At 71.0% G+C, this 14,688-nt stretch carries 16 protein-coding genes; 12 read left to right on the top strand and 4 right to left on the bottom strand.

The features are described from left to right. Positions 1–164 precede the first annotated feature (164 nt). From DJ73_RS15425 to DJ73_RS15410, 4 genes are all read left to right on the top strand, one after another. Positions 165–878, top strand: coding sequence for an HAD family hydrolase (locus DJ73_RS15425; RefSeq protein WP_094558398.1), 714 nt, complete (start codon positions 165–167; stop codon positions 876–878). Next, on the top strand, positions 875–1,549 hold the full coding sequence (locus DJ73_RS15420) for a class II aldolase/adducin family protein (protein ID WP_094522214.1): 675 nt from the start codon (positions 875–877) through the stop codon (positions 1,547–1,549). The genes DJ73_RS15425 and DJ73_RS15420 overlap by 4 nt, the downstream gene beginning before the upstream one ends. 76 nt (positions 1,550–1,625) lie before the next feature. Further along, on the top strand, positions 1,626–2,597 hold the full coding sequence (locus DJ73_RS15415) for a ribose 1,5-bisphosphate isomerase (protein WP_094558397.1): 972 nt from the start codon (positions 1,626–1,628) through the stop codon (positions 2,595–2,597). Next, positions 2,594–3,802 carry a carbohydrate kinase family protein gene (locus tag DJ73_RS15410; RefSeq protein ID WP_094558421.1) on the top strand — a complete coding sequence of 403 codons (1,209 nt, stop codon included), beginning with the start codon at positions 2,594–2,596 and terminating at the stop codon, positions 3,800–3,802. The genes DJ73_RS15415 and DJ73_RS15410 overlap by 4 nt, the downstream gene beginning before the upstream one ends. Before the next feature lie 23 nt (positions 3,803–3,825). On the opposite strand, the gene DJ73_RS15405 is transcribed toward DJ73_RS15410, so the two are convergent. After that, positions 3,826–5,004, bottom strand: coding sequence for a hypothetical protein (locus DJ73_RS15405; protein WP_094558396.1), 1,179 nt, complete (start codon positions 5,002–5,004; stop codon positions 3,826–3,828). Between the two features lie 72 nt (positions 5,005–5,076). Next, positions 5,077–6,162, bottom strand: coding sequence for an asparaginase (locus DJ73_RS15400; protein ID WP_094522211.1), 1,086 nt, complete (start codon positions 6,160–6,162; stop codon positions 5,077–5,079). A gap of 255 nt (positions 6,163–6,417) precedes the next feature. Here DJ73_RS15400 and DJ73_RS15395 point away from each other — a divergent pair, with 255 nt between their 5' ends. From DJ73_RS15395 to DJ73_RS15385, 3 genes are all read left to right on the top strand, one after another. After that, on the top strand, positions 6,418–6,639 hold the full coding sequence (locus DJ73_RS15395) for a hypothetical protein (RefSeq protein WP_094522210.1): 222 nt from the start codon (positions 6,418–6,420) through the stop codon (positions 6,637–6,639). Between the two features lie 162 nt (positions 6,640–6,801). Beyond that, entirely contained in the window at positions 6,802–8,460 is a 1,659-nt protein-coding gene (locus DJ73_RS15390; protein ID WP_094558395.1) for a DUF255 domain-containing protein, read from the top strand. 143 nt (positions 8,461–8,603) lie between these two features. Beyond that, a complete protein-coding gene (locus DJ73_RS15385; protein WP_094527227.1) occupies positions 8,604–9,410 on the top strand; it encodes a TrmB family transcriptional regulator in 807 nt (268 codons plus the stop codon). A 141-nt stretch (positions 9,411–9,551) separates the two neighbouring features. On the opposite strand, the gene DJ73_RS15380 is transcribed toward DJ73_RS15385, so the two are convergent. Continuing rightward, positions 9,552–9,758: a cold-shock protein gene (locus tag DJ73_RS15380; protein WP_094522207.1), complete on the bottom strand. Its 207-nt coding sequence runs from the start codon at positions 9,756–9,758 to the stop codon at positions 9,552–9,554. Between the two features lie 178 nt (positions 9,759–9,936). After that, positions 9,937–10,866, bottom strand: coding sequence for a GTP cyclohydrolase MptA (gene mptA, locus DJ73_RS15375; RefSeq protein WP_094522206.1), 930 nt, complete (start codon positions 10,864–10,866; stop codon positions 9,937–9,939). A 281-nt stretch (positions 10,867–11,147) separates the two neighbouring features. Between mptA and DJ73_RS15370 the strand changes: the two genes are divergently transcribed. From DJ73_RS15370 to DJ73_RS15350, 5 genes are all read left to right on the top strand, one after another. Then, entirely contained in the window at positions 11,148–11,441 is a 294-nt protein-coding gene (locus tag DJ73_RS15370; protein WP_094522205.1) for a 50S ribosomal protein L21e, read from the top strand. A gap of 1 nt (position 11,442) precedes the next feature. Further along, the gene (locus tag DJ73_RS15365; RefSeq protein ID WP_094522204.1) at positions 11,443–11,799 is read left to right on the top strand and encodes an RNA polymerase Rpb4 family protein; all 357 of its coding nucleotides are present in this window, start codon (positions 11,443–11,445) and stop codon (positions 11,797–11,799) included. A 426-nt stretch (positions 11,800–12,225) separates the two neighbouring features. Continuing rightward, positions 12,226–13,068, top strand: a complete 843-nt coding sequence (locus DJ73_RS15360; protein WP_094558394.1) for a translation initiation factor eIF-2B — start codon at positions 12,226–12,228, stop codon at positions 13,066–13,068. A gap of 145 nt (positions 13,069–13,213) precedes the next feature. Further along, the gene (locus tag DJ73_RS15355) at positions 13,214–14,167 is read left to right on the top strand and encodes a hypothetical protein (RefSeq protein WP_094522202.1); all 954 of its coding nucleotides are present in this window, start codon (positions 13,214–13,216) and stop codon (positions 14,165–14,167) included. Between the two features lie 257 nt (positions 14,168–14,424). Then, positions 14,425–14,670, top strand: coding sequence for a HalOD1 output domain-containing protein (locus DJ73_RS15350; protein WP_094522201.1), 246 nt, complete (start codon positions 14,425–14,427; stop codon positions 14,668–14,670). Positions 14,671–14,688: the final 18 nt, after the last annotated feature.

Below are 14,688 nucleotides of genomic sequence, written 5' to 3'. Positions count from 1 at the left end.
GAACAGCCGGCGCGGTCCCTCTCCGCGGCGGTGCGCCGGGCTCCCGCCTCGGCCGCCGCGGACGACGGCTCAGCTCACGGGCGCGCTGGCCGCGGTATCGCTTATAAATCGACGGAGCGACCGCGTCGAACCACGCTTAAGTCGCCGCCCGGCCGAGTGGGGACATGAGCTACGAGGCCGTCTGTTTCGACCTCGACAACACCCTGTACCCGTATCCGCCCTGCAACGAGGCCGGCAAGCGGGCGGCGCTCGCGGCATTCCGCGAGCGCGGGTACGAGATGGACCGCGAGGCGTTCGACGAGCTGTACGCGACCGCGCGACTGGAGGCGAAGCGCGAGACGGCCGGCACCGCAGCCTCTCACGACCGGCACATCTACTTCAAGCGCGCGCTCCGGCGCCACGCGGGCGAGCGGGACGCCGCGACCGCGCTCGCGCTCGGCGACGCGTACTGGGAGGGGTACGCGTCCGAGATGCGGCTCTGTGACGGCGTGGAGTCGGTCTTCGACGCGCTCGCGGCGGCGGCGGTCGATGTCGCGGTCGTGACCAACCTCACGACCCGAGTCCAGCTGCAGAAGCTCGCTCGACTGGAGATCGACGACCGGATCGACCGGCTCGTCACCTCCGAGGAGGTGGGCCGCGAGAAGCCGAGCGCGCTGCCATTCACGACCGCCCTCGCGGCGTTCGACTGCCGGCCGAGCGAGGCGCTGATGGTCGGCGACAACGTCGACGCCGACGTCGCGGGCGCGAACGCGGTCGGGATGGACACCGCCCTGTTCGACGCCGGCGGCGACGCGCCGGCCGACGACGAGCTCCCGGAGCGGCGGCGACCGGACTACCGCCCGGACGCCTTCGCCGACCTGACGGAGGTGGCGCCGTGAGCTGGGACCCGACGGATCCCGACCCCGACCTGCTCCGCGACGCTCGCGAGTCCGTCGTCGAGTACGCGCCGGCGCTCGCCGGCCTGACGCCCGGCCGGACCGGGAACCTCAGCGTCCGCGACGGCGACGCGGTCGCGGTGACGCCGACGGGCGTGCCGTACGACTCCTTCGACGCCGACGACGTGCCGGTCGTCGGCCTCGACGGCGAGCGCCTGGCGGGCCGGATGGCACCGTCAAGCGAGGTGCCGATGCACACGGGGATTTACAAGCACGACCGGCCGGGCGCGATCGTCCACACCCACTCCCCGTGGGCGACGACGATGGCGACGCTCGGCCGGCGGCTCCCGCCGGTCCACTACATGATCGTCTCGGTGGGCCGGGAGGTGCCGCTCGCGGACTACGCGCCGTACGGGACCGAGGAACTGGCCGCGAACGTCGTCGCCGCGATGGCCGAGGCCGACTCCGACGCGGCGATCCTCGCGAACCACGGGCTGGTGGTGACCGGGCCGGACCTGGAGACCGCGGTCGAGAACACGCGCCACGTCGAGGACCTCTGCCGACTCTACCTCCGGGCGTCGGCGGTCGGCGAGCCCACCGTCCTCACCGACGACCAGCTGGCGACCGTCGAGGAGCGGTTCGAGAGCTACGGCCAGCAGCCGGACTCGGAGTAGGGCGGGACGCGGAGTGAGGCCGGACTCTCGGCCAGTCGCCCGGTTATATAAATACCCGGCCGGTTACCGGATCGATATGACCGAGCACGAGCCGGCGGCCGCGGTGCGCGAGACCGCCGAGGAGATCGCGACGATGGAGATCCGCGGGGCGGCGACCATCGCGTCCGCCGCCGCCGAGGCGCTCGCCGAACAGGCGCGCGCGGCCGCGGAGAGCGGACGGACCGCGGGCGACCCGACGGCGTTCCGCGCGTCGATGCGCGCCGCCGCCCGCGACCTCCGCGAGACCCGTCCCACGGCCGTCTCGCTGCCGAACGCCCTCCGGTACGTCCTCCAGCGGATGGAGGGCGACGACGTCGAGCGGCTCCGCCGGAGCGTGGTCGACGCGAGCGAGGCGTTCGTCCGCCAGCTCGACCGCGCGCAGGAGGACCTCGGGCGGGTGGGCGCCAACCGCCTCGCCGACGGCGACACGGTGATGACGCACTGCCACTCGACCGACGCGCTCGCGTGCATCGAGGCGGCCGTCGAGCAGGGGAAGTCGATCTCGGCGGTCGTCAAGGAGACGCGCCCGCGACAGCAGGGCCACATCACCGCGGAACAGCTCCGCGACGCCGGGGTCCCGGTCACGCTCATCGTCGACTCCGCGGCCCGGCGCTACCTCGACGAGGTCGACCACGTCGTCGTGGGGGCCGACTCGATCGCGGCGGACGGCGGCGTGATCAACAAGATCGGCACCTCGGGGCTCGCGGTCAACGCCCGCGAGCGCGGCGTTCCGATCATGACCGCGGCCCAGACGATCAAGCTCCACCCGGAGACGCTGACGGGTCACACCGTCGAGATCGAGATGCGCGACGAGGGCGAGGTGATCGGGACCGAGGACCGCGAGGAGATCGGCGAGATCGCGGTCGAGAACCCCGCCTTCGACGTGACGCCGCCGCGGTACATGGACGCTATCGTCACCGAGCACGGGCAGTTCCCGCCGGAGAGCATCGTGACGCTCATGCGGGAGCTGTTCGGCGAGGGCGCCGCGGAGCCGTGGGCGGAGCCATGAGCGGGGACGGAGCGGTGGGCGGAAACGGAGAGCGGAGCGGGAACGGAGAGGCGAGCGGGAATGGAACGGCGAGCGGGAACGGAGAGGAGAGCGAGACCGGGCGCGACGACTGGGAGGAGGAGGTCGCGGAGTGGGACGAGGAGGTCTCCGAGTGGGAAGCGGAGGACGCCGAAACGGGCGACGGCGCGGGAGCGCCGGGCGGACCCGAGCCCGTCGGCGCGGATCCAGACCTCGCGCCGGAGGAGTCGAGCCGCGTGCCGAAGGTGATCGCCGCGGGTCACATCAACTGGGACGTGACGATCCACGTCGACCGACTGCCGGAGCCGGACGGCGAGACCCGGATCGAGCGGCTCGAACAGTCCGGGGGCGGCAGCGCCGCGAACGTCGCGGTCGGGCTCGTCGACCTCGGCGGGCAGTCCGTCGTCTACGGGAGCGTCGGCGGCGACGAGTCGGGCGCGCTCGCGCTCCGCGAGCTCGCGAGCGCCGGCGTCGACCCCGGCCAGGTGCTCGTCGACGCCGACGAGCCCACCTCGGTGAAGTACGTGATTGTCGACGGCGGCGGCGAGCTGCTGATGCTGGCGAACGACGGCGCCAACGAGTCGTTCACCGCGGCCGGGCTCGACCGCGACACCCTGACGGCGGCCGACCACCTCCACCTGACGGGACAGCAGCCGGAGACGGCGGCCGCGCTGGCGACCGCGGCGGGCGAGGCGGGCGCGACCCGCAGCTTCGACCCCGGGCGGCGCGTCGGGGACCGGGAGTTCGAGGCCGCGCTCCACGCGGCCGACGCCCTCTTTCTGAACGCTCGGGAGGCGGACGCGCTGGCCGACTCGACCGACATCGACCCGTGGGAGCCGACGGACCGCGTGGTCGCGATCAAGCTCGGGGACGAGGGCGCGACGATCCGGACGCCGCACGGCGACGTCTCGCATCCCGGCTTCGACGTCGACCCGGTCGACACGGCCGGCGCCGGCGACGCCTTCGCGGCCGGGTTCCTCGGCGCGGCCCTCCGTGAGCCCGACATCGTCGACGGCGGATTCTCGCACGACCCGCGCGACTACCAGGTGCCCCTGCTCGTCGGCAACGCCTGCGGCGCGGCCGCGGCCGAGACGGTGACCGCCCGCGCGAGCCTCTCGTGGGACCGGATCCGCGAGGTGATGGGCGAGTCGCCCGAGTCGGACCTCCTGATCGAAGTTCGGGCGTAGGCGACGGGACTGGAGCCGCCGAACTACCCCGCGTAGTCGAACGCGACCGCGAGGTCGTCGGCGCCCCAGAAGACGAACCGGTAACGGCCCGGGACGAGGTCGGGACAGACCCGGAGGTCGTCGGCGTGCGGACCGCCCTCGATCAGCCCCGCCTCGGTCAGCTCGAACTCCCAGGCGAGCGTCTCGCCCGGCCGGACGCCGATCGCCTCGTCGGTGTAGTCGAACGTCGTCCCCGCCTCGGCGCCGCGGATCTCCCTCCATCCCGACTCGGTCCGCAGTTCGAGGTTGTACTTCCCTCGGTTGCCGACGTAGGCCTCGTGTCCCGAGGCGTTGGTCAGTTCGATCCGGAGCTCGTCGCCGCGCTCGGACGCGGCGGCCGCGGCCCCGCCGTCGCCGTTCGGGTCAACGACGCGGAGTTCGAGGCCGTCGCCGTCCCCCCCGGCGCCGCCGCCGGTGCCCCACGACACGCCGTCCTCGTATACGGCGGGGTGGCGCTGGAAGTCGTCCGTCTCGCAGTCGAGCCCGGCGGGCACGGTCTCGGGGTCGCCGTCCGGGCGGACGTACCCGTCGAGTCGCTCCGGGTCGAGCACGCCGTCCTCGCCGCTCACCTCGCCCGTCTCGCCCCACCCGTCCGTGACCGATACCCGGATCGCGTCGGGGCGGGCGTCGGTCGCGACCCGGAGGAAGGCTCCGGAGAAGGTGATCGCCTCCCCGCAGGCGATCTCGTAACTCTCGGGCCCCTCGACGCTCGCGCTCGCGACGAGCGTCCCGTCCTCGACCGCGACGTCGGCGAACGAGATCCTGGCGTGACAGGTCGTCGGCCCGACCGACTCGACGTACGCGAGCGCCGACTCGTCGAAGTCGGTCGCCTCGACGAACGCGACCGTCTCTTCAGGCGCCTCCCGGAGCAGCCACGCGGCGTCGCTCTCATCGGTGATCAGCGCGGCGAAGCCGCGGCGCTCCTCGCGGCTCCACGCCGGGCCCGAGAGGGCGCCGCCGACCTGATGCACCTCGGTCTCGGGGTCCGGATCGCTGTCGTCGTCGCCGTCACCGCCGTCACCCCCGTCTCCTCCGTCGGTACCGTCGCTCCCGTCTGCGGCGTCGCCGGCCCCCGGATCGCCTCCGCTCGTACAGCCGGCGAGCGCGGCGACGCCTCCGGCGCCGAGACCGCACAGGACCGTCCGCCGCGTGCGTCGGATCATGGCCGTCGCTACGCGGGACGCGCATAAGGGCTTCCCGTAGGCACAAACGCTTCTCTGTGCTATCTCCGGCGCTCAGACGCTCCCCGGCGTTCGGAACAGGTCGCCGAGGGCGACGCCCTCGGCGTCCCGCTCGCCGCGGTCGAGGCCGGCCGCGAGCCCGAGCCCGAGCGCGACCCGCGCCTTCGACGCCGGGAGCGGGCCGGCGAACGTCACGCCGCGCTCCGCCAGCGTGACCGCGCCCCCGGGCGTCCCGTACACCGGGTCGGTCGGTCCCGCCGGCGGGCGGCCGGCGACGACGACGGGCGTCTCCGGGAGGGCGTCGGCCACCGCGTCGCCGATCGCGGCGGTCGCGTTGCCGAGGCCGGTCCCCTCGATCACGAGCCCCCCGACGCCGGCGTCGACGGCGCGCTCGACCGCGCCGGCGCCGACTCCCGTTCCGGAGTGGACCACGGGGACCTCGGGGACGTCGTCGGCGCTTTCGATCGCGTCCGCGAGCGGGTCGACGCCGACCCCACGCCGCGGCTCGCGGACGAGCCGCGACCCGGCCCGGATGAACGTCGCGACCGGTCCGGCCCCCGGCGAGGTCATCGTCGAGAGCGCGTTGCTGTGGCCCTTGATTACGTCGCGGGCCGCGTGGAGTTCGTCGTCGAACGCGACGTGAACGCCCGGCGCGAACCGGTCGTCGGCGGCGGCGCGGACCGCGAGCGTCAGATTCGCGGGCGCGTCGGTGGAGACCTCGTCGAGCCGGCGCTGGGCGCCCGTGACGACCACCGGCGCGTCGAGGTCGGTGAGGAGGTCGAGCGCGAAGGCGGTGTCCGCGAGCGTGTCGGTGCCGTGGGTGACGACGACGCCGTCGGCGCCCCCCGCGACCGCCTCGCGCGCCGCGTCCGCGGTCGCGAGCACGTCGCGCCACCGCACGTCGAACCCCGGCTGCGAGCAGACCTCGCGGGCGCTCACGGTCGCGTACCGCTCGACGCCCGGGACCGCCGCGACGAGGTCGTCGCCGGTCTTCGCCGGCGCCGCGCCGCCGTCGTCCGGCTCGGACGCGATGGTGCCGCCGCAGGCGACGACGGCAACCCGCGGTTTCGCCCCGCCGTCGGCCGCGGTCCGTCCCCCGTTCCGCGCTCCGCGTTCCGCCGTCGGCTCCGTGTCCGTCATACCTCCTCGTTCTCCCGGAGGACCAAAGCGATTGGTCCCGCGGCAGCCGCGCCGGACCCGGTGCCGATCGGGGCCGACCGGCGGTCGTCCGCTCGGCTCTCGCGATCACGAGAGAAAAGGATTAGAGAGACGTATAAACAGTTAAAATGATTTTGTGCCCGTGTTAAAACGTTCGTAACCCGTCGAGAAACGTGGTGAAATTCCGCGAACCCTCTGCTGGATATATGTGGTCCCCAGACATACACGAAACTGTCAATGTCTATCCCCGCCCCCACGCGCCTCGCCTCCGGCCGACAGGTCGCCGGGCTGATGACCGGCACCCTGAAAGCCGCCGCCTTCTGGGCCGCGATCGCCATCCCTGCCACGTACCCCGCCCTGCTGTACTCGGGGCTCGACGGCGGCACCGGACGGCTGTTCGTCGCCCTGCTGTTCGCGAACGCGCTGGCGCTCGCGCTCGGCCACGACTACAAGCGCTGACCGCGGACCGGCAGCGCCGAGGCGTCGCCCTCCAGACGCACCGAATCGTCCGACCACGCCCTCCCTCCCGCGCCGTCATTTGACTGCCGTCATCGCGTTCGCCGCCGTCGGCCTCCCGTCCGGTCTCGAAGCGCTTACCCACGGGCCGACCCGACCTCCCGTATGACCGACGAGACGCACGTCGAGTGGCGCGACTGGGGGCCCGAGGCGTTCGCCGAAGCCGACGAGCGGGACTGTCCGGTGCTCCTCTCGCTGTCCGCCACCTGGTGTGAGGGCTGTCACGAGATGGACGCCGTCACGTACGCCGAGCCCCGGATCGCCGCCAACGTCAACGAGGGGTTCGTCCCGGTCCGCGTCGACGTCGACCGTCTCCCGCGCGTGCGAGAGCGGTACAACATGGGCGGGTTTCCGACCACGGCGTTCCTCACGCCCGACGGCGAACTGCTCACCGGCGCGGGCTACCTCGACGTCGACGGGATGCGGCAGGTGCTGGAGTCCGTCCGCCAGATGTGGGCCGATAAGGGGCGCTCGGGGGGGAGAGTGCCGCGCGCGCTCGACGCCGACCTCCCGCCCCGCGGGGAGCTGACCGACGCGATCGAGAGCCACCTCGCCGGGCAGGTGGAGGTGAAGTACGACGAGGAGCACGCCGGCTGGGGGACGGACGCGAAGTTCCCGCTTCCCCGCACCGTCGAGTTCGCGCTGAAGCGCGACCGCGATCGCGCCCTCCGGACGCTCGACGCGGTTCGCGACCACCTCGCCGACGACGTCGCCGGCGGCTTCTTCCGGTTCGCCGGGACCCGCGACTGGGGCGACGTCGCCTACGAAAAGCCGATCGACACGAACGCGGCGGTCACGCGCGCGTTCGCGAACGCCTACCTCTACACCGGCGACGAGGCGTACCTGGGGCCCGCGACCGACGCGGTCGACTTCCTCACCGACGACCTCTGGACCGGCTACGGCGTCGGCGGGAGCCTCGGGCCCGGGCTCGGTCGCGCCTACTACGCCGCGCCCGCCGACGACCGCGCGGATCTCGACCCGCCCCGCCGCGACCTCACCGTCTTCGCGGGCGGGAACGCGCTCGCGGCCGACGCGTTGCTCGCGGTCGCCGCGTACACCGACGACGAGCGTGCCCGCGAGTACGCCGACCGGATCCTCGACGGTCTCGAACGCGACCTGATCGACGCCGACACCGGCGAGGTGACCCGCTACCGCGGCAGCGACGAGGTCGGCGAGTCGGACTTGCTCGACGACGTCGCTCGCGTCGTGAGCGCGTACGTGCGGGCGGCCGGCGTTCTCGGTGATGGAGCCGACGTCGCCCGCGCGGTCGCGGACCGAGCGATCGATCGACTTCACGTGGACGGCTCCTTCGTCGACGGACCGCGGTCGGGGCCGGGCCTGCTCGACCGCCCCTTCCGTCCCCTCGACGGCAACGTCGAGATGGCGACCGCGCTACTCGACTTGGCCGCGCTGACCGGCGAGGACCGCTACCGCGAGGTCGCCCGCGAGACCGCGGCGTCGTTCGCCGGGGCCACGGAGCGGCTTGGCATGCAGGTCGCCGGTTATGGGAGCCTCGTCGGGCGCCTGCTCCGCGGCACCACCGTTATCGCGGTCGGCGACGAGCCGGGGAGCGACCTCCACCGCGCGGCCTGGCGAGTCGCCGACCACGAGAAGGTTGTCGCCCCGAACGCCCACGCGGAGGGGTCGCTGGCGCCGCGGTCGGTCCCCGCGGGGTCGGCGCTTGTCGTCGCCGGCGACGCGGTCTCCGAGCCGGCGGAAACGCCGGACGAGTTGATGCGGCGAGTCGCCGAGACCGCGGAGTAGGACGCGGTATCCGTCGTTGTCGTCCGCCTTCGGTCGTCTGCGTCGATTCGATCGATCGTCCGGTAGCCGCGGAGCGCCGCTCACCACCGCACCCGCGTGTAAACGGGCGACGTGTTTATGTCAATGCCGCGTGATCGGATGGTATGGCATCTCTCCGGGATCTGGGGCTCTCCGAGTACGAGGCGCGCGCCTACCGCGCGCTGCTACGCACCGGGCCGACGACCGCGAAGGACCTCTCGCGGGCCAGCGAGGTCCCCATGGGACGCGTGTACGACGTGCTCAACAGCTTGGAGCAGCACAACCTCGTCCGGAGCCAGGCCGCCAGTCGGCCGAAGAAGTACGCGGCGGTCGAGCCCGACGCCGCGCTCGACCGCCTGCTCGACGAGAAGAAACGCGAGCTGGAGACGCAGGTGGAGCAGTACGAGGAGGTGGTCGCGGACCTCTCGACGGAGCTCGACGCGGGGGAGCCGGTGGACGGCCAGTTCTGGACCGCGGCCGTCGGCGCGGAGGAGGCGACGGACCTCCTCTTAGAGCGGATCGCGGCCGCCGAGCGCCGGATGGTCGTCGTCGTCGGGGCGCCCGCGACCGGCTTCGACCTCGGCACGATCGGCGAACAGGTGGCCGCTGAGTTGGAGTCGGCACTGGAGCGTGGCGTCGAGATACGGGTGTTGCTGTCGCCGGAGACGGTCGATGCGCTGCCGCGGAGCGTCGGTCGGCGGTACACCGCGGAGCTCTCCAACATGGAGGGGTTCGAGGTCCGAACGACCGCGGGCGTCGACGGCACGTTCAACGTGTTCGACGGGATCGAGGTGTGTATCGAAGTGCCGCACCCGCTCTCGGGGGACGAGCCGTTCGCGATGATCGACGTGAAGGACGCGGAGTTCGCGACGAGCGTGAGCGAGGAGTTCGAGCCGCGGTGGGCGGAGTCGGATCCGCTGTCGTTCGGGTGAGTCGGCTCTACTCACGACTCACCGACGCACTCTGATCTAGCTCCGGTCAATACAACACGGACAGCGACCGCTGACTAGGCGTGTGAGCGTCTGGAAAAACAGACTTCCGGCCATCGCTGCAAACGAGGGCAGAAGTAGTCGTTAGTTGCGGACGAGGTTCGTCGCGCGAGGTCCCTTGGGGGACGATTCGATGTCGAACTCGATCTCCTGACCCTCTTCGAGGTCCGGACCGCCAACATCCTCCATGTGGAAGAACACGTCCTCGTCGTCGTCGAGATCGCCGTCGTCAGTCGAAATGAAACCGTAGCCGCCAGTATCGTTGAAGAAATCAACTTTTCCGTTTGCCATTGCAATCAAACGTACAGTCCTTTGGGGCATAACGCTTCCGAACGTCACGGTACCACGGCTCTCGATTTACCTCGTACTTTTCAGTGATCAACTGTTTCGGACGAAACGCGTCCGAAGAAGGGGAGCGCAGCAGAGCCGGGACCCCATGACCGTTCCGCGAGCGAGGGCCAGTCCGCGCCTACCGCGCGTTTAGCTCGGCCCGCAGGTTGCCCATCGTGACCTCGCGCTCGGCGTGGGCGTTGTGCTGGTGGATCGACTCGTCGTTCGACTGCTTCATGCGGACCACGGCGTCGTCCGGGAGGTGGTCGAACTCCTCGACCGTCCCCTCGGCGAGCGCGCGGACGCAGTCCTCGACGAACTTCGCGTCGGCGTGGGCCTCGTAGGTCATGTGGTCCTCGTCGGGGCGCTTCGCCATGTTGTAGATCCGCGCGCTCATCGAGTCGCGGGCGACGTCGATCAGGTCGCGGAGGTCGAGGTCGGGGTGGCCGTCGGTGGTGACGGTGAGCGTCGCGTGGCCGCGCTGAGAGTGGCCCGGCTGCGGGACGGCGTCGAGGAACTCCTCGGTCGTCTCCTCGTCGACGCCGAGGTCGGCGAGCTTCTCGCGGGCGCGAGACTCGCTCATCCCCTGCGAGCAGGGGCAGACGGTCATCCCGGTGACCTCCGCGCCGATCTCCTCGCGGGTGCCCGCCTCGGTCGCGGTCGCGCTGGCGACGATCGTCGACGTGCTCTGCGTCTCGATCCCGGACGCCGGCGTGTCCTCGCGGGTGACGAGCTCCGCGGTCATCGACACCTCGGCCGTGCTGGTGTAGTCGTGCTTCTCAAGGAGCCGCTCGGCGGCGTCCCCGCAGACGTCCTCGACGCGGTACGCCTCCTCGCGGGTGATCTCTTCGAGGATCTCGTCGACCGTCGCGAGGTTCCGAGACATGTCGATCCCCTTGCGTCCGCTCGGGAGGTCGACGAACACTTCGAACTCCGCCATGAGAACGATGGGGCGTTTGTCCCCGCGGGCGAGCTTGACGAGCTTCTCCACGCCGGTGACGCCGACCTGCGAGAGCCCGACGGTGACGTCGGGTGCCGACGCCTGCACGTCCGGCAACTGGTGACTCATTATAAACACGCTAGGGAACTCCCGGGATTAGCACTTTCGATAGGGGGTCTTCCATAGGGTACTTTTCGCGCCCGTCGCGGGGGTTTCGGAGCGTTTCGGACCCCCCGCTCTGTGGTCGCTGTCGCCGGGGGGTCGGAAGTGCTGTCGCCGGGGGATCCGAAGGCGGTCGTCGCCGTGAGATCCCCCGCTCGCGACGGCGCCACCGCCGTGTGGTACCCGCTCTCGGGCGGCGGCCGTAACGCACCATTTATACCTGCGGCAGCGGAACGTAGCCCAAGACCATGCCGAGTTCCAATGGGCCCCAGAAGGCGACCCGCGACAAGCTCTCGAACAAACCGCGCGACCGCGGCACGTCGCCGCCGCAGCGAGCCATCCAAGAGTTCGAGTCGGGCTCGCAGGTCCACCTCAAGATCGACCCCAGCGTGCAGGAGGGTCGCTTCCACCCGCGCTTCGACGGCCGGACCGGCACCGTCGTGGGCAAGCAGGGCGCCGCGTTCAAAGTCGAGATTTCGGACGGCGGGAAGACGAAGACGCTCATCGTCCGCGCCGCCCACATGAGCGCCCAGCAGAACTGAGATGACGATCTTCAAAGAGAAGGTCGACGAGGAGTACGTCACCGTCTCCGAGGCGAAGGAGGTCCTCGTGGACATCGAGGCGGAGCGCGCCCAGGACGAGGAACGCGACCTCCGCTACGAGCTCGCTCGCGCGATCGAGCACGTCAACCGGTTCGCCCGGCTCGACGCCGAGGAGTCCCGCGAGCTCGTCGAGGAGCTGACGGAACTGGAGCAGATCGACGTCCCCACCGCCGTGAAGATCGCCGACCTCCTCCCCGAAGACCGCACCGAGCTGCGCTCGGTGTTCGCCCAGGAGCGCTACTCGCTCGACGGCGACGAGCTCGACGACGTGCTCAACATCGTCGCGAAGTACGCCTGAGACGCGCGGAGCACGTCGTTTCGGATTCGGCCCCCTTCGATCGTCGGAACTTCTTCAAACCACCAGCCGCTCGCTTATAAGCAGTTGTCTGTGTTCCAACTGTGAACACTTCCAAAGTCCCAGCCGCGAGGCGCTTCGCGCCTCTGGCAGCCGGCGACGGAGCCGCCGGCGACTGCCCCTTTGAGTCCTCCCCGACCGCGACCGCACCCAGCCTCATACCTCCCCAGCCTCGTCGGCCGGCGCTTACGAGCGCCGGCCGACTCCCTCGCGCGTGCACCTCGCGGGCCGGCGGCCCGCTCGCAGGCACGCGCCACCGCACTTGTCTGTGATGGAACACGCTGATCTCGTCGCCAGTCGGATCCGCTCGCTCGGATCGACCGACGAAACCCCGGAACCCCTTTGAACGGCCGCGACGACGGTATCTGTATGATCGACGAGACCGTCGCCGAGATCCGGGCGATGCGGACTCACAGCACGTCGGCGGTGGCCGTGAAGGCGACGCGCGCGCTCGCGGAACTGCTCGACCGCGAGTACGTGACGGTCGACGAGTTCGAGCGCGACCTCGAACACAACGCGGGCGTGCTTCGCCGGTCGAACCCCTCTCACGCCGCGCTTCACAACGCGATGCGCGACGTCGAGCGCTCCATCATCGGCGAGCCGACCAGCGTCGAGGACGCCAAACAGCTGCTGCAGGAGACCATCGACCGCGTCGCCGACGACATCGAGACGGCGAAGGGGGAGGCCGCCGCCAACGCGGCCGAACGCATCGAGGACGGCGACACGCTGTTGGTCCACGACTACTCGACGACGGTGCTGGAGTCCATCGAGAACGCCGCCCGCGACGGCGCGCACCTGACCGTCTACGTCACGGAGGCGCGCCCGCGCACGCTCGGCCGCAAGACGGCGCGCGTCCTCGCCGGGATACCCCGCGTCGACGTCCACATGGTCGTCGACAGCGCGATGGGGTACGCCCTGCGCGACTGCGACCGCGTCCTCCTCGGGATCACCTGCATCACCGGCGGCACCTACTACAACCGGATCGGAACGTTCCCCGTGGTCGTCACCGCGCGCGAGCTCGAGGTGCCGGTGACCGCGGTCGGCTCGGGCGCGAAGACGATCGAGGAGTTCCGGTTCGAGAACGAGTTCCGCGACGCCGTCGAGGTGATGCGCGAACCCGTCGAGGACGTCGAGATCGAGAACCCGAGCTACGACGCCACCCCGATCGGGATGATCGACACCGTGATCACCGACGACGGCGTCGTCGAGTAGCCGGACCGTCCGCTTCTCGGGACCGCTTCCGACGCGCCTTACCCCTCGTCAGGTGAGCCCGATCAGCAGCGGCGCGAGGAATCGTCTTCTTTCCGCCGTGAATCGGACGTAAGTGCTTTGTGTGTGCACCGTGTTAACGGATCCAATGAGCGTGTATTCGGGCTCCGCCAACGCCTTCCGGATCCCCAGCGCGGACCCGGCGGCGACGGGGGAGTGCACGACCCTCTCGTGTGAAGTCGGCGCGGCGGCGACCGAGCCGACCGTCGTCGTCGGGGCGGTCGTCGTCGGGCTCGCGGCGTTCCTCGCGTTCGCGTACGTCCGCGAGGCGGCCGACGCCGGCCAGCACGAGCAGCGGCGCGTCCTCGCGGAGCGCGACGCGTTCGAGGAGTTCGCTGACCGCGTCTCCGCGCTCGATCCGGCGCCGACCGGATCGACGCCGTCGGGATTCGACGGACAGATGGCGGCGGTTCGCACGGTCGACCGCGCCGACGGTGACGTCAAACTCAGGCGCGTGCTGGCGGCGTACCGCGACACGGTGATGTCGGTGCCGCATTACAGGGAGGAGTACGACGAGACGGTCCCGGAGAGCCTCGCCGCGGAGCTGGGTCCCGACACGGCGACGGCGCTGGCGTCGAACGGCACCCTGTCCGAGGCGGCGCAGTCGGCGCTCGTCAGTCGGAGCCGACACGCGGCCGACGCGCGCTCCTCGCTCGCCGAGGCGATCGGCGAGGAGATCGAGGCGTTGCGGTCGTTCGAGAACGACCTCTCCTGCGTCGACCGCCGCCGCCGCCGGCTCCTCGAACACCTCGACGGGGTCTCCGGGGCCGGCACCGACGCGGCGATCGACGTCTGGAGGCGGCTCGAAGAGCTCGAACGCGAGTGCGACGGGATCGCCGCCGAGCGACAGGAGGCGCTCACGGACCCGCCCATGACGCCGGACTCCGCGGTCGACGTCGACGGGGAGCACGCCTTCTACGAGTACCTGTACGAGCCGACGGACGGGCCTCGCTACCCCGTGTTGGCGCAGGTCTCCGAGCTCGCGGAGCGGATACGCTCGGACCGGGACGGCGTCGCGAGCCGGCTGGCTGGCGGGCGGTAGGCCGGGCGGTCGGAACGGAGTGCGGGCAGACGGTTAGTCGGGCGAACCGAGAGCGGTGCTCCGGACGGGCGACGCTCCGAACGGGCGGCGCCCCAGATGGACGGCGCCCGCGACGGGGGCGACGCGGCCGACGTGCCCGTCCCGACGTTGCGCCACTGCTTGACGTGATACTACGTGTGTAGTGCACGCTCGATTGACATGCCATACACGTCGACACAACGGAGATGCCCCCGTAGCCGTTGCATACATCCACGCACATGACACCGGACATCGTCGACACCCTCTGCTGGAATATCGTTACGACCGTCGCGGACGAACGCGGTATCGAACCCGAACGGATCGACGACCGACTGTACGACGTCCTCGACGTCGAATCGCTCGCGCGCCTCGTCGAGCAGGCCCAACGCAGCGACTCGATGGACCTCTCCGTCTCCTTCCGGATGGCCGGCTGCTTCGTCACCGTGACCGGGGACCGAACCGTCCGGGCGAGCGCTCCGAGCTAACCCGCGACCGGAACCGAA

This window comes from Halorubrum sp. Ea1, from assembly GCF_002252965.1.
Lineage (GTDB): Archaea > Halobacteriota > Halobacteria > Halobacteriales > Haloferacaceae > Halorubrum.
The sequence above is the reverse complement of the archived record's forward strand: the minus strand, read 5'-3'. Positions and strand labels throughout refer to the sequence as shown.

Excerpts from the sequence above, each read along its gene's own strand:
- DJ73_RS15425 (WP_094558398.1), top strand. The coding sequence starts at position 165 with ATGAGCTACGAGGCCGTCTGTTTCGACCTCGACAACACCCTGTACCCG.
- DJ73_RS15415 (WP_094558397.1), top strand. The coding sequence starts at position 1,626 with ATGACCGAGCACGAGCCGGCGGCCGCGGTGCGCGAGACCGCCGAGGAG.
- DJ73_RS15410 (WP_094558421.1), top strand. The coding sequence starts at position 2,594 with ATGAGCGGGGACGGAGCGGTGGGCGGAAACGGAGAGCGGAGCGGGAAC.
- DJ73_RS15405 (WP_094558396.1), bottom strand. The coding sequence starts at position 5,004 with ATGATCCGACGCACGCGGCGGACGGTCCTGTGCGGTCTCGGCGCCGGA.
- DJ73_RS15400 (WP_094522211.1), bottom strand. The coding sequence starts at position 6,162 with ATGACGGACACGGAGCCGACGGCGGAACGCGGAGCGCGGAACGGGGGA.
- DJ73_RS15395 (WP_094522210.1), top strand. The coding sequence starts at position 6,418 with ATGTCTATCCCCGCCCCCACGCGCCTCGCCTCCGGCCGACAGGTCGCC.
- DJ73_RS15390 (WP_094558395.1), top strand. The coding sequence starts at position 6,802 with ATGACCGACGAGACGCACGTCGAGTGGCGCGACTGGGGGCCCGAGGCG.
- DJ73_RS15385 (WP_094527227.1), top strand. The coding sequence starts at position 8,604 with ATGGCATCTCTCCGGGATCTGGGGCTCTCCGAGTACGAGGCGCGCGCC.
- DJ73_RS15380 (WP_094522207.1), bottom strand. The coding sequence starts at position 9,758 with ATGGCAAACGGAAAAGTTGATTTCTTCAACGATACTGGCGGCTACGGT.
- mptA (WP_094522206.1), bottom strand. The coding sequence starts at position 10,866 with ATGAGTCACCAGTTGCCGGACGTGCAGGCGTCGGCACCCGACGTCACC.
- DJ73_RS15370 (WP_094522205.1), top strand. The coding sequence starts at position 11,148 with ATGCCGAGTTCCAATGGGCCCCAGAAGGCGACCCGCGACAAGCTCTCG.
- DJ73_RS15365 (WP_094522204.1), top strand. The coding sequence starts at position 11,443 with ATGACGATCTTCAAAGAGAAGGTCGACGAGGAGTACGTCACCGTCTCC.
- DJ73_RS15360 (WP_094558394.1), top strand. The coding sequence starts at position 12,226 with ATGATCGACGAGACCGTCGCCGAGATCCGGGCGATGCGGACTCACAGC.
- DJ73_RS15355 (WP_094522202.1), top strand. The coding sequence starts at position 13,214 with ATGAGCGTGTATTCGGGCTCCGCCAACGCCTTCCGGATCCCCAGCGCG.
- DJ73_RS15350 (WP_094522201.1), top strand. The coding sequence starts at position 14,425 with ATGACACCGGACATCGTCGACACCCTCTGCTGGAATATCGTTACGACC.